18 protein-coding genes and 1 pseudogene are annotated in these 19,244 nt (G+C 54.4%); 14 read left to right on the top strand and 5 right to left on the bottom strand.

The window, feature by feature from the left end; genetic code table 11:
• Positions 1 to 364: 364 nt before the first annotated feature.
• From GTGU_RS12275 to GTGU_RS12245, 7 genes are read left to right on the top strand one after another with little or no spacing between them, the layout of a single operon-like run.
• Complete coding sequence (locus GTGU_RS12275) at positions 365 to 970, top strand: ankyrin repeat domain-containing protein (protein WP_038157393.1); 606 nt, start codon at positions 365 to 367, stop codon at positions 968 to 970.
• 39 nt (positions 971 to 1,009) lie between these two features.
• Complete coding sequence (locus GTGU_RS12270) at positions 1,010 to 1,903, top strand: oxamate carbamoyltransferase subunit AllH family protein (RefSeq protein ID WP_038157391.1); 894 nt, start codon at positions 1,010 to 1,012, stop codon at positions 1,901 to 1,903.
• Positions 1,863 to 3,410 carry an acyl-CoA synthetase FdrA gene (fdrA, locus tag GTGU_RS12265; protein WP_038157389.1) on the top strand — a complete coding sequence of 516 codons (1,548 nt, stop codon included), beginning with the start codon at positions 1,863 to 1,865 and terminating at the stop codon, positions 3,408 to 3,410. Before GTGU_RS12270 ends, fdrA begins: the two co-directional genes overlap by 41 nt.
• Positions 3,410 to 4,828 (top strand): YlbE family protein, encoded by a 1,419-nt coding sequence (locus tag GTGU_RS12260; protein WP_038157386.1) that lies wholly within the window; start codon positions 3,410 to 3,412, stop codon positions 4,826 to 4,828. Before fdrA ends, GTGU_RS12260 begins: the two co-directional genes overlap by 1 nt.
• An 11-nt stretch (positions 4,829 to 4,839) precedes the next feature.
• Positions 4,840 to 6,393 carry a xanthine permease gene (locus tag GTGU_RS12255; RefSeq protein WP_038157383.1) on the top strand — a complete coding sequence of 518 codons (1,554 nt, stop codon included), beginning with the start codon at positions 4,840 to 4,842 and terminating at the stop codon, positions 6,391 to 6,393.
• Entirely contained in the window at positions 6,390 to 7,340 is a 951-nt protein-coding gene (locus GTGU_RS12250; protein ID WP_038157381.1) for a carbamate kinase family protein, read from the top strand. Before GTGU_RS12255 ends, GTGU_RS12250 begins: the two co-directional genes overlap by 4 nt.
• A gap of 12 nt (positions 7,341 to 7,352) precedes the next feature.
• The gene (locus GTGU_RS12245; protein ID WP_038157379.1) at positions 7,353 to 8,735 is read left to right on the top strand and encodes an amidohydrolase family protein; all 1,383 of its coding nucleotides are present in this window, start codon (positions 7,353 to 7,355) and stop codon (positions 8,733 to 8,735) included.
• Between the two features lie 40 nt (positions 8,736 to 8,775).
• Here GTGU_RS12245 and tcp read toward each other — a convergent pair.
• The 3 genes and pseudogenes from tcp to GTGU_RS12230 form a co-directional block, all read right to left on the bottom strand.
• Positions 8,776 to 10,437, bottom strand: a pseudogene (tcp, locus tag GTGU_RS12240) (methyl-accepting chemotaxis citrate transducer).
• A gap of 102 nt (positions 10,438 to 10,539) precedes the next feature.
• Positions 10,540 to 11,172 carry a homoserine/threonine efflux transporter gene (locus GTGU_RS12235; protein WP_038157376.1) on the bottom strand — a complete coding sequence of 211 codons (633 nt, stop codon included), beginning with the start codon at positions 11,170 to 11,172 and terminating at the stop codon, positions 10,540 to 10,542.
• A 250-nt stretch (positions 11,173 to 11,422) separates the two neighbouring features.
• Positions 11,423 to 11,737 carry an ArsR/SmtB family transcription factor gene (locus tag GTGU_RS12230; protein WP_038157374.1) on the bottom strand — a complete coding sequence of 105 codons (315 nt, stop codon included), beginning with the start codon at positions 11,735 to 11,737 and terminating at the stop codon, positions 11,423 to 11,425.
• A 202-nt stretch (positions 11,738 to 11,939) separates the two neighbouring features.
• Between GTGU_RS12230 and GTGU_RS12225 the strand changes: the two genes are divergently transcribed.
• The 4 genes from GTGU_RS12225 to GTGU_RS12210 are packed head-to-tail and all read left to right on the top strand — an operon-like array spanning position 11,940 to position 16,320.
• Complete coding sequence (locus GTGU_RS12225; protein WP_038157371.1) at positions 11,940 to 12,929, top strand: AfsA-related hotdog domain-containing protein; 990 nt, start codon at positions 11,940 to 11,942, stop codon at positions 12,927 to 12,929.
• A gap of 6 nt (positions 12,930 to 12,935) precedes the next feature.
• On the top strand, positions 12,936 to 13,589 hold the full coding sequence (locus tag GTGU_RS12220; RefSeq protein ID WP_038157369.1) for an HAD family hydrolase: 654 nt from the start codon (positions 12,936 to 12,938) through the stop codon (positions 13,587 to 13,589).
• Positions 13,586 to 14,818 (top strand): cytochrome P450, encoded by a 1,233-nt coding sequence (locus tag GTGU_RS12215; RefSeq protein WP_051857333.1) that lies wholly within the window; start codon positions 13,586 to 13,588, stop codon positions 14,816 to 14,818. Before GTGU_RS12220 ends, GTGU_RS12215 begins: the two co-directional genes overlap by 4 nt.
• The gene (locus tag GTGU_RS12210; RefSeq protein ID WP_051857332.1) at positions 14,818 to 16,320 is read left to right on the top strand and encodes an MFS transporter; all 1,503 of its coding nucleotides are present in this window, start codon (positions 14,818 to 14,820) and stop codon (positions 16,318 to 16,320) included. The genes GTGU_RS12215 and GTGU_RS12210 overlap by 1 nt, the downstream gene beginning before the upstream one ends.
• Positions 16,321 to 16,402: 82 nt before the next feature.
• Here GTGU_RS12210 and GTGU_RS12205 read toward each other — a convergent pair whose 3' ends face one another.
• Positions 16,403 to 16,675 carry a GNAT family N-acetyltransferase gene (locus GTGU_RS12205; protein ID WP_038157456.1) on the bottom strand — a complete coding sequence of 91 codons (273 nt, stop codon included), beginning with the start codon at positions 16,673 to 16,675 and terminating at the stop codon, positions 16,403 to 16,405.
• Between the two features lie 11 nt (positions 16,676 to 16,686).
• Positions 16,687 to 16,917, bottom strand: coding sequence for a 4Fe-4S mono-cluster protein YjdI (gene yjdI, locus GTGU_RS12200; protein ID WP_038157366.1), 231 nt, complete (start codon positions 16,915 to 16,917; stop codon positions 16,687 to 16,689).
• A gap of 354 nt (positions 16,918 to 17,271) precedes the next feature.
• Between yjdI and idnD the strand changes: the two genes are divergently transcribed.
• The 3 genes from idnD to GTGU_RS26640 form a co-directional block, all read left to right on the top strand.
• A complete protein-coding gene (gene idnD, locus GTGU_RS12195) occupies positions 17,272 to 18,303 on the top strand; it encodes an L-idonate 5-dehydrogenase (RefSeq protein WP_038157364.1) in 1,032 nt (343 codons plus the stop codon).
• A gap of 23 nt (positions 18,304 to 18,326) precedes the next feature.
• On the top strand, positions 18,327 to 19,091 hold the full coding sequence (gene idnO, locus GTGU_RS12190; protein ID WP_038157360.1) for a gluconate 5-dehydrogenase: 765 nt from the start codon (positions 18,327 to 18,329) through the stop codon (positions 19,089 to 19,091).
• A 48-nt stretch (positions 19,092 to 19,139) separates the two neighbouring features.
• On the top strand, positions 19,140 to 19,244 hold a 105-nt coding region (locus GTGU_RS26640; protein WP_245609611.1), incomplete at its 3' end, for a GntT/GntP/DsdX family permease.

Here is a 19,244-nt window from a genome sequence, read left to right as displayed (position 1 = left end):
TCTGCCACGGCCCGATTGTTGAATGTATTTGTAATCCTGATGGCGGGCAATCAGTTTTGAACAGAATTTAACACTGCGATTACATTTGATTTGAAGACAATCACACTTCTGAACTTTCATGGCGGGCCGCAAGCTGCGCGGCATAGTAAAGGTTTTTCAGCAGCCGCGGTTAGTGCCAAAAACCGTGTTTACCCTAAGAAAAAGATTGCACTACCGCACGTTTTGCTTTCATTGTTAAATACTTTTCAATAATCGTTGCGCTTACGATGAATGAAATTTAAGCGGATGTTTTTATTGATGCGCTGTTGCTATTCTCAGGTAAATGGAAAATCAGGACACAACAGAAATTGCCGGAGTAAGGAATATGTCTGAGAAAGAACTTATTGCAGAATTTCTGCATGCAGCGGAACAGGGAAATGCCGAAGCATTAAAATCCTGTCTCGCGAAAAATGTTGATATAAATGCGACAAACCGTCAGGGGCGTACTGCCATTATTATTGCCAGCCTGAATAAACATTACGATTGTGTTTCTTTGTTAATTGAGGCTGGTGCGGATATTAACAAACAGGACCAGACCTGTTTTAACCCCTTCCTGATCAGCTGCCTGAATAACGATTTAACGCTGCTGCGCATTGTTCTGCCAGCGAATCCCGATCTTAATCGTCTGACACGTTTTGGCGGGGTGGGAATTACGCCGGCCAGCGAAAAAGGGCACGTTGAGATTGTCCGTGAATTATTGACCCGTACGGAAATTAATTACAACCACACCAATTTTGTGGGCTGGACGCCGCTACTGGAAGCCATTGTGTTGAACGATGGCGGTGAAAAACAGCAGGAGATCGTCAGGCTGCTGCTTGATCATGGCGCAAACCCACACATGACCGATAAATACGGCAAGACGCCGCTGACGCTGGCGCGGGAGAAAGGTTATCACGCCATTGCCGAACTGCTGATTGCCGCGGGTGCCTGACAGAGGAGAGCCATTATCGCCACGCCATTACGGCAGTGCGTGCAGGCGTTAACGGCGGATGAAGCCTTTCTCACACAGAGATTGAGCGGCAGGGTTGAACAGGTTTTTTCCCGGGCGGTGAACCTGTTTATTCCCGAAACGCAGCAATTGCTGACGCTACTCAGTAACGGTTGCGACAACGCGCCGAACAGCTGTCGGCTGGCGCTCACGCAGTGCGACACCCTGTTCCGACCCGGCGAACAGGTTCAGTTTTGTGATTCAGGTATTGCGGTAGGCGAGGATAAATGGATAGACACTTCCTCCTGCCAGCGCTGGCTGGCAACGAAGTGGGCGCTTACCGCGGAACAATTTCAACAGATCCCCTGGCAGCGATGGAGTGAAATGCTTCATCAGCAATTACGGGAAAACGAGACCTTATTTCTCTATCGCGGCGACAACATTTTTTATCAGGAAATCGCCAGAGTATTACAGCAACGTCGTCAGGTTTTATATCAGGCGCTGGTGCAGCAAAACAATGTAGAAAATGCCGTCGCGGAATTTATTGGCCTTGGAATTGGCCTGACACCGTCGGCAGATGATTATCTGGTGGGCCTCGGTATTATTTTATTTATTCGTGGCCACCCGGCGGAAAAATATCGCAAGGCATTTTTATCGGCGCTTCAGTACGCCAGGAATAATACTACGCTGTTAAGTGCGGTAACCCTGGAAGCCGCATTTCATCAGCGGTATCGGGAAAGTCTCGGGCGACTTATTGCCAGTCTGATTACCGAACCCGAAAAATTAACGAGTCAACATATTACCGACATTAAAAATATCGGTTCAAGTTCAGGCTGCGACATGCTTTATGGCATGGCGGATGCCTGCGCGCTGAGCCACCAGTCCGGAGGGAATTATGTCAATCAGGGTAGTTATAAAAAAGAACACATATTTTGATTCCGTCTCGCTGATGTCCATTTCGACGCGAGCCAATAAAATCGACGGTGTCGAACAGGCATTTGTCGCGATGGCGACCGAGATGAATAAAGGCGTGCTGAAAAATCTCGGTTTACTGACGCCTGAGCTGGAAGAGGCGAAAAATGGTGATCTGATGATTGTCATTAAAGGCGCCAGTGATGCCGCTAACGACGCGTCACTGGCGGCCATTGGAGAGCTGTTTACCCATAAAGAGCAGGGAGGACAGCATGAGGCACGCTACGCCACCCTCGCCAGCGCGAAAAAAAACCTGCCTGACAGTAACCTGGCGGTGATCTCTGTCAACGGCCTGTTTGCTGCCCGCGAGGCACGCCAGGCGCTGCAAAACGATCTCAATGTGATGCTGTTCTCTGACAACGTTTCCCTGGAAGACGAGCTGGCGCTGAAACAGCTGGCGCATGAAAAGGGACTACTGATGATGGGGCCGGACTGCGGTACCGCCATCATTAACGGCGCGGCGCTGTGTTTTGGTAATGCGGTGCGTCGCGGCAACATCGGCATTGTTGGCGCTTCCGGCACGGGCAGCCAGGAGCTGAGCGTCCGGATCCACGAATTCGGCGGCGGCATTTCGCAACTGATTGGCACCGGCGGTCGCGACCTGAGCGAGCGCATCGGCGGCCTGATGATGCTCGACGCGATAGGTATGCTGGAAGCCGACCCGCAAACAGACATCATTGCGCTTATCTCTAAACCGCCTGCGCCTGCGGTAGCCCGCAAAGTACTGGAACGCGCACGCGCCTGCAAAAAACCGGTAGTGGTGTGTTTCCTCGGTCGCGAAGCGCCGCCTGCGGACGAAGCCGGGCTACAGTTCGCCCGCGGCACCAAAGAAGCGGCGCTGAAAGCGGTACTGCTGACTGGCATTAAGCAGGAAAGCCTGGATCTCCATCCGCTCAACCTGCCATTAATCGACGAGGTTCGCGCCCGCCTGACCCCGCAACAGAAGTACATTCGTGGTCTCTTTTGCGGCGGTACGCTGTGTGATGAAGCAATGTTTGCGGCGATGGAAAAACATACCGAGGTCTACAGCAACATTCACCCCGATCCGGCTTATCGACTGAAAGATCTCAATCGTAGTATCGGTCATACCTTCCTGGATTTTGGTGATGACGATTTCACCAACGGTAAACCACACCCGATGATCGACCCGACCAACCGCATCAGCCGCCTGTTGCAGGAAGCGCGCGATCCGGAAGTAGCGGTGATCGTGATGGATTTCGTCCTCGGCTTCGGTTCGCATGAGGATCCGGTCGGCGTGATGATCGATGCCATCAAAGAAGCCAAAGCCATTGCGAAAGCCGATGGACGCCCGCTGGAGATCCTCGGTTACGTACTTGGCACCGACATCGACACGCCATCGCTGGAGCAACAGTGCCGGATGCTGACCGACGCGGGAGTTATCTGGGCGAGCAGCAGCACCAATACCGGATTACTGGCACGTGAATTTGTGATGAAAGGGGAGGAAGCCTGATGAGCCAGTCACTGTTTACCCAACCGCTGAACGTCATCAACGTAGGTATCGCCATGTTCAGCGACGATCTGAAAAAGCAACACATACCAGTGACCCAGCTCGACTGGACGCCACCGGGGCAGGGCAACATGAAAGTCGTTGAGGCGCTGGATCAGATTGCCGGTTCACCGCTGGCAGACAAAATCGCCGCCGCCAACCAGCAGGCGCTGGAGCGCATTATACAATCTCACCCGGTACTGATCGGCTACGACCAGGCGATTAATGTTGTGCCAGGCATGACGCCGAAGACCATCCTTCACGCCGGGCCGCCGGTGCGCTGGGAAAAAATGTGCGGCGCGATGAAAGGCGCGGTCACCGGGGCGCTGGTGTTTGAAGGGCTGGCGAAGGATCTCGATGAAGCTGCTGAGCTGGCGGCCTCCGGCGAAATCACCTTTTCACCCTGCCACGAACACGACTGCGTGGGTTCGATGGCGGGCGTCACGTCGGCATCCATGTTCATGCACATCGTTGAAAACAAAACCTACGGCAACCGCGCGTATACCAACATGAGCGAACAGATGGCGAAGATCCTGCGCATGGGCGCTAATGATCAGAGTGTTATCGACCGCCTGATCTGGATGCGCGATGTGATGGGACCGATGCTGCGCGATGCCATGAAGCTGGCGGGCGAAATCGATTTGCGTCTGATGCTGGCGCAGGCGCTGCACATGGGTGACGAGTGCCACAACCGCAACAACGCCGGTACCGCGCTGCTGATCCAGGCGCTGACGCCATGGATCATCCAGACCGGATATCCGGTGGAACAGCAGCGCGACGTGTTCGAGTTTGTGCTGAGCAGCGACTACTTCTCCGGTCCGACATGGATGGCGATGTGTAAAGCGGCAATGGATGCGGCGCACGGCATTGAATACAGCACCGTGGTGACGACTATGGCGCGTAACGGCGTGGAGTTCGGTCTGCGTGTCAGCGGTCTGCCGGGGCAGTGGTTCACCGGCCCGGCCCAGCAGGTGATCGGCCCGATGTTCGCGGGTTATAAGCCGGAAGATTCCGGTCTGGATATCGGCGACAGCGCGATCACGGAAACCTACGGCATCGGCGGTTTTGCGATGGCGACCGCTCCGGCCATCGTGGCGCTGGTGGGCGGCACCGTGGAAGAAGCGGTCGATTTCTCGCGCCAGATGCGCGAGATCACCCTCGGCGAAAACCCTAACGTCACCATTCCTTTACTCGGTTTTATGGGGGTACCGACGGCCATTGATATTACGCGGGTGGGCAGCAGCGGCATTCTGCCGGTGATCAACACCGCGATAGCGCACAAAGATGCGGGTGTCGGAATGATCGGCGCGGGAATTGTTCACCCGCCGTTCGCCTGTTTTGAAAAGGCCATTCTGACGTACCGCGATCGCTACTCTTTATAAGGTCAGCATCCATGAAAAACATGAAACTGGAGTGGAAAAGAGGTGACTGGGCAGCGTATTTCGGGTTGATGACCAACAACCTGACCAATTTGCTGACCATGATGGGGTTGCTCATTTTTGTCGTCGGCATCCCGAAAGAGATTGTTTATGGACGTATTGCGCCAGCCTTCGGGCTGGCGGTGTTGGTTGCCAGCGCCTGTTACGCCTGGTTCGCGATGCAGATGGCACGCCAGACCGGGCGCACAGACGTCACAGCGCTGCCGTCAGGGCCGAGCGCGCCGTCGATCTTTACCGTGACGTTTCTGGTGCTGATGCCGGTTTATCAGCAGACCAAAGACGCCGATTTTGCGATTCAGATTGGCCTCGTCTGGTGCTTTGTGGAAGCGCTGATCCTCGCGGGCGGGTCGTTCCTTGGCGAGACTATCCGCAAGATGATCCCGCGTACGGTGCTGCTCTCCTGTCTGTCCGGCCTTGGCCTGTTACTGCTGGCGATGAACCCGATGTTGCAGGCGTTTGAAGCGCCGACGGTATCGTTCATTGTGCTGCTGCTGATCTTCATCAACTGGTTCGGTAAGAAAGCCATTTTCGCCCGTATACCGACCGGATTGTTATTGCTGGTAGCGGGAACGGCGCTGGCGTGGATTTCCGGTCTGCAGAGCCCGGAGGCGATTAAAGCTTCTATGTCCTCGTTCGGCTTTAACCCGCCGGAACTGCATGTCGACAGTTTTATGCAAGGGCTGCCGCATGCGCTGCCGTACCTGGCATCAGCGGTACCGCTGGGGCTGGCGAACTACATCTTTGACCTTGAGAACATTGAAAGTGCCCATGCAGCGGGTGATGAGTACAACACCCGCAAAGTGATGCTGGCGAACGGCCTCTCCTCAATGCTTGGCTGCCTGCTCGGGAACCCGTTCCCGGTGACAGTGTACGTCGGCCACGCGGGCTGGAAAGCGATGGGCGCAAGCATCGGTTACACGCTGGCTTCCGGCGTCACCATGTTCCTCGTGCCGCTGTTCGGGCTTGGCGCGTTCATGCTCGCCATTATCCCGATGACCGCCATCGTGCCGATTCTGGTGTTTATTGGCGTCGTCACCGCTAATCAGGTGGTGAGAGAGACACCGAAAGCGGAAGTGCCGGTGATATTCATTTGCCTGTTCCCGTGGATCGCCAACTGGGCGCTGACCATGATGAACAGCGTGATGGGCGCGGCGGGCACCTCGGCGGCGAAGATTGGCACCGACGTGCTGCACAGCAAAGGCATTTACTACGAAGGGCTGATGCACCTGGGCAACGGCGCGCCGCTCGCCAGTATGTTGTGGGGCTGTATCGCCATCTTCGCCATTCTCAATAAACCCCTACGCGGCGCGGTCTCCGCGGCCTGTGGCGCGTTGCTGTCGCTGTTCGGCGTAATTCACTCGCCGATGGTCGGCTTCGCAGAAGGCAACTCGCTAATGTTCGTCATCGCCTACCTGATGATGAGCGGCATGTTTGTGCTGAAACATTTCCTCGACAGTCGCGAAGTGGCGCACGTTGAGCCAGGCACCATTGCGAAGGAAAACTCATGAAAGAACTTGTGGTCGTTGCCATTGGCGGCAACAGCATTATCAAAGACAACGCCAGCCAGTCAATTGAACATCAGGCGGAAGCGGTAAAAGCGGTGGCGGATACGGTGCTGGAGATGCTGGCATCGGATTACAACATCGTGCTGACCCACGGCAATGGCCCGCAGGTGGGGCTGGATTTGCGTCGTGCGGAGATAGCCCATGAGCGGGAAGGGTTGCCGTTGACGCCGCTGGCTAACTGTGTCGCCGATACCCAGGGTGGGATTGGTTACCTCATTCAGCAGGCGCTGAATAACCGGCTGGCGCGCCACGGCGAGCAGAAGGCGGTCACCGTGGTGACGCAGGTGGAAGTGGATAAAAACGATCCTGGTTTTGCCCAACCCACCAAGCCGATCGGCGCGTTTTTCAGCGAACTGCAACGTAATGAGCTGCAACTGGCGCACCCGACGTGGCGATTTGTGGAGGATTCCGGCCGCGGTTATCGCCGGGTCGTCGCCTCGCCGGAACCGAAGCGGATTGTTGAAGCAGAAGCCATTAAGGCGCTGACGCAGCAGGGATTCGTGGTTATTGGCGCGGGCGGCGGCGGGATCCCGGTAATTCGCGGCGAGCAGGGCGACTACCAGAGTGTGGACGCGGTGATTGATAAAGATCTCTCCACCGCGTTGCTGGCGCGCGAAATTCGCGCCGACATTCTGGTGATCACCACCGGTGTTGAAAAAGTCTGTATCCACTTTGGCAAGCCCAGCCAGCAGGCACTGGATACGGTCACTGTCGCCGACATGACGCGTTATATGCAGGAGGGGCATTTCCCTCCCGGCAGTATGTTGCCAAAAATCGTCGCCAGCCTGGCGTTCTTACAGCACGGCGGCAAACAGGTGATTATCACCACGCCGGAAAAATTGCCTGCCGCCCTGCGGGGCGAGACGGGTACTCATATTGTCCATAGCTGAAAGGATCACGAAATGAAGGAAAAGAATAGTCGCCGCGAGTTTCTGAGCCAGAGCGGCAAAATGGTCACCGCCGCAGCGCTGTTTGGCTCAGTCGCGCCGGTCGCGTATGCTGCCGGTACCACCGGAGAAAACTGCATAGCGAAAGGGACTGTGAACATCAACGACACCCATTACTATCTGGACAACGTGCTTCTGGAAACCGGTTTTGAGTTTGACGGCAGCGTGCCCGTCCATACGATGACCGCGCTGCAGACTGTCGAGATCAACAACGGTAAAATCGTCGCGTTGCGCGAGAACAAAAACCACCCGGATGCCACGCTGCCACACTACGACGCGGGCGGCAAGCTGATGCTGCCGACCATGCGCGATATGCATATTCATCTCGATAAGACGTTTTATGGCGGCCCGTGGCGTTCGCTGAATCGCCCGGCGGGAACCACCATTCAGGACATGATCCGCCTTGAGCAAAAATTGCTGCCGGAACTGCAACCCTATACGCAGGAGCGCGCCGGAAAGCTTATCGATCTGCTGCAGTCGAAGGGCACCACGGTGGCGCGTAGCCATTGCAATATCGATCCGGTTTCAGGATTGAAAAACCTCGAAAACCTGCAGACCGTGCTGGCGCAGCGCAAGCCGGGTTTCGACTGTGAAATCGTAGCGTTTCCACAGCACGGTTTACTGTTGTCAAAATGCGAACCGCTGATGCGTGAAGCGATGCAGGCGGGGGCGCACTACGTGGGTGGACTTGATCCCACGAACGTTGACGGCGCGATGGAAAAATCCCTCGACACCATGTTTCAGATTGCGCTCGACTACGACAAAGGCATCGATATTCATCTGCATGAAACCAGCCCGGCGGGCGTGGCGGCGGTGAATTATATGGTGGAAACGGTTGAGAAAACGCCGCAACTGAAGGGCAAACTCACCATCAGCCACGCTTTTGCGCTGGCAACGCTCGACGAGAAACAGGTCGATGCGCTGGCGACCCGTATGGCGGCGCAGCAGGTAACCATCGCCTCGACGGTGCCGATCGGCACGCTGCACATGCCACTGAAACAGTTACGGGATAAAGGCGTGTTTGTAATGACCGGCACCGACAGCGTGATTGACCACTGGTCTCCATACGGTCTCGGCGACATGCTGGAAAAAGCGAACCTCTACGCACAGCTCTATATCCGACCGAATGAAGGCACGCTGTCCCGTGCACTCTCTTTCGCGACGGGTGATGTGCTGCCGCTGAACGACAAAGGGGAACGTGTCTGGCCGAAAGCGCAGGACGACGCCAGTTTTGTGCTGGTGGACGCCTCCTGCTCGGCGGAAGCCGTGGCACGCATTTCGCCACGAACCGCCACGTTCCACAAAGGGAAAATGGTGTGGGGAAGCGTTGGGGCGTAAAACGTGAAGCCCTCTCCGCACGGAGAGGGCGGAAGGGCTATCAGAACGTTTCCCAGTTGCTGTCGCTGCCTGGCGCTACGGTCGCCGGGCGCAGCAGTACAGGAGTTTTCACCGCCGCGGCTGGCTTCGCGTCGAACGTTGACGACCCGTTGAGACGAAACGCCGCTACTGCCTGGCGCAGCTGTTCGGCCTGATCTTCCAGTGCCGCCGCAGCCGCTGCGGATTCCTGTACCAGCGCGGCGTTCTGCTGCGTCACGCTGTCCATCTGCGCCACGGCCAGGCTCACCTGTTCAATACCCCGGCTCTGCTCATCAGACGCTGAGGCGATTTCACTCATGATATCTGTCACGCGGGTCACTGCTTCCACCAGTTCTTTCATGGTGTTACCGGCCTCGGTTACCTGACTGGAACCGGTATTCACCCGGCTGACAGAGTTATCGATAAGCCCTTTAATTTCCTTCGCCGCCTGTGCGCTGCGGCTGGCCAGCGTACGCACCTCACCGGCCACCACGGCAAATCCGCGTCCCTGTTCCCCTGCACGCGCCGCTTCAACGGCGGCGTTCAGCGCCAGGATATTGGTCTGAAAAGCGATACTATCAATGACGCTGGTAATATGAGCGATTTGCTGTGAACTGTCGGCAATTTCGCTCATCGTATGGACGACGGTATCCACGACGCGGCCTCCGCGCGCAGCGGTTTCCGAGGCGGTTTTTGCCAGCAGTGTTGCTTGCCGGGCGTTATCGGTGTTCTGTTTCACCGTCGCGGTCAGCTGTTCCATACTGGCTGCGGTCTCTTCCAGCGATGACGCCTGTTGTTCGGTGCGGGAAGAGAGATCATGACTGCCTGCGGCAATTTCCCCCGCGCCGGTGTAGATGGAGTCGGTGCTGCCACGCACGGCGCTGACGGTAGTCACCAGCGACTGCTGCATCTCATTGAGGCTTGCAGCCAGTTGCCCCATTTCGTTGCGGCTGTTGATGGCAATGGTCTGCGTCAGATCACCACGGGCGATGGTACGAATGTGATTCATAATGCTGCGAAGCGGTTTCAGCAGCAGATGCTGCAGGCCAAGCCAGATCACAATCAGCACGGTAATGACCGAAACCAGGATCACCCCCAGCGTCCAGTGCATGTTGACGAAGCTGCGCTGGTTATCCTCGGCGGCACCTTTCAACAGCATGTTGTTTTCCGCCCGCCAGCGGTTGTAGCTGGCTTCCATATCATCCTGCGCCTGCTGGGCATCAAGGTCGCCGTAGGCCTGGTAATTGTCGGCGCGCAGGTAGTCTATCGACTGGCGCAGCACGTCATGCATCTGACGGAAGGTTTTATCCATCTCCACCGTCAAAGTTGCACTCTGCCCGACAACAGGCGGCAGCCCCTGCCAGGATTTATAATAATTTTCAGCCTTGTTAAGGGAGTCGCCCGCGGTATTGAGCAGTTTATTGATCGCCTCCAGAGAGGCCGGATCGCGCTGATTTTTCAGAAAACGGATCGCCACACGGGTGACGGTGACGCGGGTTTTGATCAGAGTGTTAACACTGTCGCTTAGATTTTCCTGTTGAGCGTTGAGGATCCCGGAACGCTGGAAATTATGCCGGTCATTACTGACCGCAGAATAAAACAGACCTCCTGTTGCCGCCTAGAGTAAGCAAAATACCCCCAACGCGATAATAATTCCGGTTATAACGCGAGTATTTTTCAGCATAGCGATCGTCCATCATTTAGGCAGGGTTGCCTAAGTAATATCGGCGCGAAACTATCAAACTTAAATTTAACAATCGCGTAATAAACGACCCTTTTACTGGTGTTATTTTCGCATCACCCCTTCCCAGATTAACTTCACGGCAAACAGGCCGATCACCGCGCCGATCACCCGGCTGGCGATGCGCTGCATGCTGGCGTATGAACGCCGGACGGCGGGCAGGGAAAAGGCCTGGCTTAAGAACAGCCGCCAGGTTACAGAGCTGAGCACAATCCCCAGCCACGCCAGCAGTTTGGCCCAGGCGGGCGTTGTGGCGCTGAGGGTGACGGAGAAGATACTGATAAAAAACAGTACCGTCTGCGGGTTGGAGAGACAGGTAATCATTCCGGTGCGGAAAAAGACGTACCATGGCGCAACGATGGGATGAGCCAGCGCGGGTGTCATCGGCGATGGCTGTCGGCGCATGCTTTTAAACGCGAACCACAGCAGATAAAGGCCACCGCCAATTTTGATCGCTGAAAAGAGTCCCTCGCACTGGGTAATGAGCGTCGCCATGCCGAACAGACCAAGACCGGAATAGAGCGCATCACCCAGCGCCACACCAAGCCCGGTCAGCACGCCTGCGCGCCGCCCGGCGGCGAGGCTGGTTTGCACCACCACGAACAGGTTGGCGCCAGGGTTGAAGAACGTCAGCACAAACAGGCCGACGGTAAGCAGAATGGCGTGCAAAGGATCCATGGCGAATTCACCTGTGTTGCATAGTCAAAGAAATCATAGCGCTATGATAATCGCTGTCTGCGAAGAGGGTCACGGGTTAGCGTGAAGTTGAAACAAGCATTAACAGAAAATCGATGTGCAGGGAAATAAATCAGGCGCTTCTGGCTGGACTATTCAGAACAGCCAGAAGTTTGTTCCACTGATATGTATTTAATAACGATATTCACACACTCAGTGTGTTATTTTCTGAGGTTACTCCATAGCACATTGATTATTCTTTGTCAGTATGACGAATAAGCTGAACCAGGCCTGGAAGCTCGTGTTCAATTTCATCCCACCGCAGTACGGCGACGGCCATATTACCCTTGTCAACGACGCGGATCAGCCCCGCTTCACGCAGCACTTTGAAGTGATGTGAGCGAGTGGCGCGCGTGACGGTGAGCCCAAATGTGGAGCAGTGACGCTCCGCTCCTGGGCTGTCAGCCAGCAAACCCCGCACAATCGTCAAACGGACAGGATCAGCCAGCGCTTTAAATACTTTAACCATATCAAAGGGTAACGACTCTTCACTTACCTTTTCTTCCATTCTTTCTCCTGATTTACAGATTTCTCTTAACAGATTCTTGACAAATTTCCAGGAATCCTGAATTTTATATGTGTTCGATGAGTATCGAACGTACGCGTGGGGTGATACGTACGATGTGTGGCGAACGATTAATGGTTATCTTACTACGACTCAGTGAGATAACCCTAATCCTGAGATTAATGATTGATTTAATGGGGTTAACATGTCTTTCATCGAAGATGTTGAATCAGAATTCATAATCAGGACCGGTTCATATAATTATCAGAACACCATACCGAAATCTTGTGTGCATCGTGCGGCAGTGGGCGAAGTCTTTTTAACAGACATCAGAAAAATCCACGATAATAAATACATAACCGCCGGGTATTTACCCAAATCACATATTTACTTTAACGATCTCCCTTTTCGAAAATCGAGTGAACGAGTGTATGACGCGATCCTGTTACTGGAAATTTGCCGTCAGACCTCGATTTATGTCACACATAATTTTTTCGCCGTTCCGTACAGCGCCAAATTTGTCTTTGATGACGCCGATTTCACCCTTTTTGAAAGTGAAATACCTTACAAAACAGAGTGCTCAAACGTCATTGTTGAAGTCGATATTATTGAGCGCAAGTTCAGAAAATCAGAGCTGACCGGTCTTATTTTCCGTATGGATATTTATGTCGATGGTCTGTGCTGTGCGCAGAAAATCATGAATATTTCGTGGATGGATGACAAAAAATGGCACCGTCTGCGTAGTCAGCGTCCGCTGGACAATCACGATTATTCCACGGTTGTACCCGCAGAAATGCTGGAAGTCGGGCGTCAACTGCCGCTGAATGTGGTTATCGGCAATGCGGATATCCATGATTCTGGCATTACCACGACGGTGATCGTCGATCAGACGCACCCGTCCATTTTTGACCATCCGCTCGACCATGTGCCGGGCATGCTGTTAATGGAAGCCTACCGTCAGACTGCACTGCTGGCGATGCGCAGTCGGCTGGGAACCCGCTGTTACGATCTGGTCATCAGCCGCTATAAAGTGAATTTTACCCGCTTCTGCGAATTTAATTCGCCGGCGTATTGCCATGCATTGCTGGGTGAAATTTATCTGACGGAAGATAAAAAAAGCACCGTCATTCCGATGACGATTTCTCAGGACGAGAAGACAGTCTCAATGGCTGAACTCACTATTACCTTTAAGTAAAACAGTATGAAAATTATTTGGTTTGATTTTGGGGGCGTGCTGTCACCATCGATTCCGGATCTCTTTACCTCGTATTACCTGAAAACCGGTATTCCGCCAGCGATATTGCAGCGGGGGATGAAAGAGGTCGCCGACGATATGAATATGGGGGTGCTCACCCCCATCGAAAAAGCGCTGATTACCGAGGCCGAATGGGGCGCGCGTATCCGGCAGAAAATTGCGCTGTCGTCGCCGGAGCTCGATCTCTCGCGGGCACAACTGGAAATGTTCGGTGCGCAGTGGTTCGACGGGATACTACCGAATCAATTGATGATCGACTTGTTTCTCAAAGTAAAAGCTGCCGGGTTGATGGCCGGGATCCTCACCAACAACGTGGTGGAGTGGGAAGATCACTGGAAGCGGGTGATCGGCATCAGTGACCTCGCGGATGCGATAGTCGACTCCTGCAAAGTGGGCTACCGCAAACCCGAAGCGGAAATCTTTGACATCGCCGCAAAACAGGCGGGTGTCCGCCCGGACGAGTGCCTGCTCATTGATGACATGCTGGAAAACTGCATGGCCGCTGAACGCAGTGGCTGGCGAAGCGTGCATTTTAAAGAGAGTTCAAGCGTGGTGGCGGAGATCGCCCAACTGCTACAGAAACAGGAGATTGCCCTGTGAGCGTGATATCTGAACGTTTCCCGTCCGTTGCCGACATTCCGCATTACGATTGCACTCCCGGTTATCAGACGCTGCAACCTGCGACGTATCAGCAGGCAGGGAAAATCAAATTGCTGAGCGGGCATGAAGCCTGGCATGTGATTAACTATCACGATGTCAAAAAAGTCCTCACCAGTAACAGTTGCCTGCGCGGCCCGTCCAATCTCCCCGATGCCCCCAGTATTCTCCCGACGCTGACGCCGAAAGATCTGCTGCTGAACCTGGATTTTCCGCATCATGCCCGCATGAAGCGTTTTGTGGCGAAAGATTACAGCGCCAGCGGGCTGGCTTGGCTTGCGCCGCATATTATCGATGTCATTGAAACCTTGATGCAGCGCCCGCTTGCCACGTCACGTTTCGACCTTTATCAGGATGTGCTCGACCCGCTGGCGGTGCGGATCAACTGTCTGCTGCTCGGTATTCCACTGGAGGAGAAAGACTATTTCCGCGTGCTGAGCGTGACGGTGCAAAAAGCCAATCCGCAGCAGGTGGATGATCTGATTGAGAAATTCACCGCGCTCTACACCTATGTTCGCGAGCATGTCACCGGCGTGCGTTCACATCATGACGAGGGGCTGATCGCCCGTTTTGTGGCGATGCGCGACAGCGCCACGCCGCCGCTCAACGACGATGAGATCACCGCGATCCTGCTCGGTTCGCTGCTCGGTGGCGATCAAAACACCCTCACGGTGATGACCAAAATTTTTTACGCCCTGCTGTGTACGGGTTCGCTGTGGCAACAGGTTGTCGCGCAACCGGCGACCATTCCACAGGTCGTGGATGAGCTGATTCGCCTCACTAACCTCGGCACCGCCTCGGCGTTTCCGCGCATCTGTAGCGAGGACATCGAACTGTCTGGCCAGCGTATTCCAGCAGGAGACACCATTTTCCCGGACGTGTTTCTCGCTAACCGCGACCCGGATGTCTATCCGCAACCGCTGACCATTAACCCGTTCCGCAACGGGCCGCGCCATCTGCAGTTTGGCTATGGCATGCACCACTGTATGGGACAGGAACTGGCGAAACTGGAAATCTGCACGGCAATAAAAACCATAAGCCAGCTTGCGCCGGATCTGCAGTTAGCCCACGACGTATTACCGGAAAACTTTATCTGGAATGAAGGCATTATTCTCAGGAGACCTGCACAGCTCCCGGTTTGTATTACCCGTAAACAAGGCTCAATAAAATAATGGAAACACACGTTGTCGAAGCAAAATCATCGCATAGCATGATCTTACTCTGCATTCTTATTGCAGTGTTCGTTGTGCCAACCTCTATTTCCGGGACGGCTATTGCGCTGCCGGCGATCAGCGCGGATCTCCATTCGCAGACGGCGTCGCTGCAGTGGGTGGTCAATGCGTTTAACTTAACCTTTGCCAGTTTCACACTGGCGTGGGGTGGGCTGGCCGATGTGTTCGGTAGCAAGCGCTCGTTTATCGCCGGGGCGAGTCTCTATTTCCTTGCTTCTTTGCTCTCCTGGCATGCCGATAACATTTACGTGCTGGATGCCGCACGCGCGCTGGCCGGCATTGGTGGCGCTGCCATTTTCTCCTGCGGCAGCGCCATTCTGATTCAGACCTTCAGCGGTGCACAGCGCACCCGCGCGTTTGCGCTGTTTGGCACCACCGCCGGGTTAGGCATCACCTTCGGGCCAACCATCTCTGGCTGGTTGCTGAGTGTCGCCGGGTGGCGCGATATTTTCATCGTCCATGCGATTGCACTGTTTGTGGTGCTGCTGTTGACCAGCGCCGTACCGGCGGCGGCAAAGCGTACGGAAAAACCATCGCTTGATGCGGCAGGCATTGTGCTGTTTATCGTGGCGCTGTTCCTGTTGATGACCGGTATCACCCAGGGCGCGGAGCGCGGCTGGACGGATAACCTGACCCTCGGTCTGTTTGCCGTTGGCGTGGTGATCCTGGCGCTGTTTGTGCTGGTGGAGAAAAAAGCCGCTCACCCGATGGTGAATTTCTCCCTGCTGGGCAACCACTATTTTCTGTCGATGATCATGATTCCGGTGGTGGCGAGCTTCTGTTTCGTCACCCTGCTAACCTGGTTCCCGACCTGGCTTATCGCTGTGAAAAGCCTGTCTCCGTTTGATTCCGGGCTGGTGATGCTGGCGCTCACCACGCCGGTTCTGGTACTGCCGCTGGTGGCCGGGAAGCTGGTTACGCGTGGCGTCTCTGCCGACGTACTGCTGATTACCAGTCTGGTGCTGTTCATCGTCGGCCTGCTGTTGCTTTGGGCGTTTAACGCAGGTGATATCTCGCTTGGCGAAATCATCCTCTGTCTGTTGCTGGTTGGTTCCGGGATGGGGCTTTCCGCCGGGCTGGTGGACGGCATCGCATTGAGCGTCGTTGATCAACACGAAGTGGGTCGCGCGGCGGGCATTCTGAACACCTTCCGCCTGGGCAGTGAAGCGATTGCCGTCGCGATTTACGGTTCGCTAATGGCCACCGGGATTTTCCACGCGCTGGGATCGCAACCGATGCCTGCAGGGGAATCGGGCAAACAATTTATTGCTGACGTGGTGTCGGGCAACGCCTTCGCCCGCGTCTCCGGCCAGGAATCCTCGATTCTGGAAAACATCTATACCCAGGCATTCAGCCACACGTTGTTAGTGTTGCTGGCAATCTCCCTGGTCGCCTCGCTGTTTATCGTGCTGATGATGCGCAATAAGGCGGCGAAAGCATAACATTTTGCTGTTGTGGGGACGGTAGAGGGAAGTATCGTTTCAGGGATGAATTGCGCACCGGTGTGAGAACCGGTGCGTTTTTTTAGGCGCGGATGTCGTCGTATTCGCGGGTTTTATCAAATTCATGCTTCGCGAACGGGCAAAGCGGAATGATTTTACGGTTCTCCTGACGCATTTTTTCGACCACACGGGCAACCAGTTGTTTGCCCACGCCTTGCCCTTTGAGGCTCGGATCGACGTCGGTATGTTCAATAATGCTCAGATTCTCGCCCGTCGGGACGAAAACGATCTCAGCCACCTGTTGGCCTTGCGCATCGTTGACATAGAATTTGTTGTGACCTTCCAGTATTTCCATCATCTTCTCGCTTATTTATGCCGATATTGCAGTGCGCCGCTGGGGCAGGTATCAATCACGCTCACCACAGTATCCACCCCGACTTCATCCGGCATGATCCACGGTTTACGCTTAAGATTAAACAACTGATGACTGCCGCGCACGCAGTTGCCTGAATGCTGGCAGATGGCGGTGTTGAAATAGACGTCAATCTTCTCACCGTGATAAACCCGGTAGCCTGCGTCCTCAAGTTCCTTATCCATGACATGACCTCTGAATGCACTTCTGTTCTTTGCAACAATAAGCATAGCCTTTTTCTTGCCAGAGTAGTGAACCGGAATTGTTCTGTTCCGTCTTAAAACAGCAACAGCGATTGTACAAAAATATCGAGATATTGTTATTTTCAATAATAAAACCGGTTTCGTTTTTTGCTACATGACGCTCGTCAAAATATCACTTTCAACCACTTTTACGATCAGCAAGAAGAAGTTAAAGGCTTATCACGTTATGCGTAACATTGTGGTGTAACAATTTTTTAATGTGACTTTGCTCACGAATCGGCGCATATAAAACCGTTTAAATGCCGCTGAGGTTAATGCCTGACCAGTGAGGAACATATGAAGGTTAAAACACAATCCTGCGTTGTCGCGGGCAAGAAAACTGTTGCCGTTAGCGACCAGGAAATAGAATGGAATAATAAAGGAACGCTTGTGCAAATAACGCGAGGCGGTATTTGTGGTTCCGATTTACATTATTATCAGGAAGGTAAAGTCGGTAATTTCACCGTAAAAGCGCCGATGATTCTTGGCCATGAAGTTATTGGTAAAATTGTTCATACCGATTCCACAGAATTAAAAGAAGGGCAGGCTGTCGCAGTGAATCCATCGAAACCGTGTGGCCACTGTAAATATTGTCTGCAGCATGAAGAAAACCAGTGTACGGAAATGCGTTTCTTTGGCAGCGCGATGTACTTTCCGCACGTCGATGGCGGGTTTACCCGTTACAAAGTGGTGGATACCGCCCAGTGTATTCCGTTCTCGTCAAATGCCGATGAAAAAGTAATGGCTTTCGCTGAACCGCTGGCGGTGGCGATCCATGCGGCGCACGAAGCCGGTGATTTACAGGGCAAACGGGTCTTTATTTCCGGCGTCGGCCCGATTGGCTGCCTGATTATCAGCGCAGTAAAAACGCTCGGTGCGGCGGAAATTGTCTGCGCCGATGTCAGCTCGCGCTCGCTGTCGCTGGCGGCAAAAATGGGCGCTGACACACTGATTAACCCGCAGCATGACGATCTCGCTCTGTGGAAAGCGGAGAAAGGTTATTTCGATGTCAGCTTTGAGGTTTCCGGCCATCCGTCTTCCATCACCACGTGTCTCGAAGTGACCCGCGCCAAAGGCGTGATGGTGCAGGTAGGCATGGGCGGCGCAGTCCCGGAATTCCCGATGATGATGCTCATCGCTAAAGAGATTTCCCTTAAAGGATCGTTCCGCTTTACCACCGAATTCAATACCGCCGTGTCGTGGCTGGCGAATAACGTCATCGATCCGTTGCCGCTGCTGAGTGGTGAATATCCCTTTACTGAACTTGAGCAGGCGCTGAAATTCGCGGGCGATAAAACGCAGGCGGCGAAGGTCCAGTTGGTTTTCTGAGACATGAAATAAGGAATGTGAGCATGAACGATCTTTTTTCTCTTGAGGGCAAAAATGTCCTGATTACCGGTGCAGCGCAGGGCATCGGCTATTTACTGGCGACTGGGCTGGGTAAATATGGCGCGCAGATTATCGTCAACGATATTACCCAGGAACGTGCAGCAGCGGCGGTGGATAAGCTACAGAGCGCAGGCATCCGCGCGGTCGCGGCGCCATTCAACGTCACCCACAAACAGGAGATCGACGAGGCCATCGCGCGGATTGAAGCGCAGGTTGGTTCCATTGATGTGCTGGTGAATAACGCCGGGATCCAGCGTCGCCATCCGTTCACTGAATTCCCGGAACAGGAGTGGAATGATGTGATTGCGGTTAACCAGACCGCGGTATTCCTCGTGTCACAAGCGGTGACACGGCGGATGGTAGAACGCAAAGCGGGCAAAGTGATCAACATTTGCTCGATGCAAAGCGAGCTGGGCCGCGACACCATCACGCCATATGCGGCGTCAAAAGGGGCGGTGAAAATGCTGACCCGTGGTATGTGCGTTGAGCTGGCGCGCCATAACATTCAGGTCAACGGCATTGCGCCGGGTTATTTCCGGACTGAAATGACCAAAGCGCTGGTGGAAGACGAAGCCTTCACCGCATGGCTGTGCAAACGTACGCCTGCCGCGCGCTGGGGCGACCCGCAGGAGCTGATTGGCGCCGCGGTGTTCCTCTCCTCGAAAGCGTCTGATTTCGTTAATGGGCATTTGTTGTTTGTCGATGGCGGCATGCTGGTTGCCGTCTGACGCCATCGCCATCCTGTGCAGCGCGCAAGCGCTGCTTTTCTGGCACTGATAAGAGAGACGACTATGCCTTTAATAATAATTGCAGCGGGCGTTGCACTGCTGCTGGTGCTGATGATTGGCTTTAAGGTCAACGGCTTTATCGCCCTTGTCCTG

Source organism: Trabulsiella guamensis ATCC 49490 (assembly GCF_000734965.1).
GTDB classification, from domain to species: Bacteria; Pseudomonadota; Gammaproteobacteria; order Enterobacterales; family Enterobacteriaceae; genus Trabulsiella; species Trabulsiella guamensis.
The sequence above is the reverse complement of the archived record's forward strand: the minus strand, read 5'-3'. Positions and strand labels throughout refer to the sequence as shown.

What these genes read in the sequence shown, in the direction of transcription:
- GTGU_RS12275 (WP_038157393.1), top strand. Translation starts at nt 365, where the DNA reads ATGTCTGAGAAAGAACTTATTGCAGAATTTCTGCATGCAGCGGAACAG.
- yjdI (WP_038157366.1), bottom strand. Translation starts at nt 16,917, where the DNA reads ATGGATAAGGAACTTGAGGACGCAGGCTACCGGGTTTATCACGGTGAG.
- GTGU_RS12220 (WP_038157369.1), top strand. Translation starts at nt 12,936, where the DNA reads ATGAAAATTATTTGGTTTGATTTTGGGGGCGTGCTGTCACCATCGATT.
- GTGU_RS12245 (WP_038157379.1), top strand. Translation starts at nt 7,353, where the DNA reads ATGAAGGAAAAGAATAGTCGCCGCGAGTTTCTGAGCCAGAGCGGCAAA.
- GTGU_RS12250 (WP_038157381.1), top strand. Translation starts at nt 6,390, where the DNA reads ATGAAAGAACTTGTGGTCGTTGCCATTGGCGGCAACAGCATTATCAAA.
- GTGU_RS12230 (WP_038157374.1), bottom strand. Translation starts at nt 11,737, where the DNA reads ATGGAAGAAAAGGTAAGTGAAGAGTCGTTACCCTTTGATATGGTTAAA.
- idnO (WP_038157360.1), top strand. Translation starts at nt 18,327, where the DNA reads ATGAACGATCTTTTTTCTCTTGAGGGCAAAAATGTCCTGATTACCGGT.
- GTGU_RS12260 (WP_038157386.1), top strand. Translation starts at nt 3,410, where the DNA reads ATGAGCCAGTCACTGTTTACCCAACCGCTGAACGTCATCAACGTAGGT.
- GTGU_RS12255 (WP_038157383.1), top strand. Translation starts at nt 4,840, where the DNA reads ATGAAAAACATGAAACTGGAGTGGAAAAGAGGTGACTGGGCAGCGTAT.
- GTGU_RS12205 (WP_038157456.1), bottom strand. Translation starts at nt 16,675, where the DNA reads ATGGAAATACTGGAAGGTCACAACAAATTCTATGTCAACGATGCGCAA.
- GTGU_RS12235 (WP_038157376.1), bottom strand. Translation starts at nt 11,172, where the DNA reads ATGGATCCTTTGCACGCCATTCTGCTTACCGTCGGCCTGTTTGTGCTG.
- fdrA (WP_038157389.1), top strand. Translation starts at nt 1,863, where the DNA reads ATGTCAATCAGGGTAGTTATAAAAAAGAACACATATTTTGATTCCGTC.
- GTGU_RS12225 (WP_038157371.1), top strand. Translation starts at nt 11,940, where the DNA reads ATGTCTTTCATCGAAGATGTTGAATCAGAATTCATAATCAGGACCGGT.
- GTGU_RS12210 (WP_051857332.1), top strand. Translation starts at nt 14,818, where the DNA reads ATGGAAACACACGTTGTCGAAGCAAAATCATCGCATAGCATGATCTTA.
- idnD (WP_038157364.1), top strand. Translation starts at nt 17,272, where the DNA reads ATGAAGGTTAAAACACAATCCTGCGTTGTCGCGGGCAAGAAAACTGTT.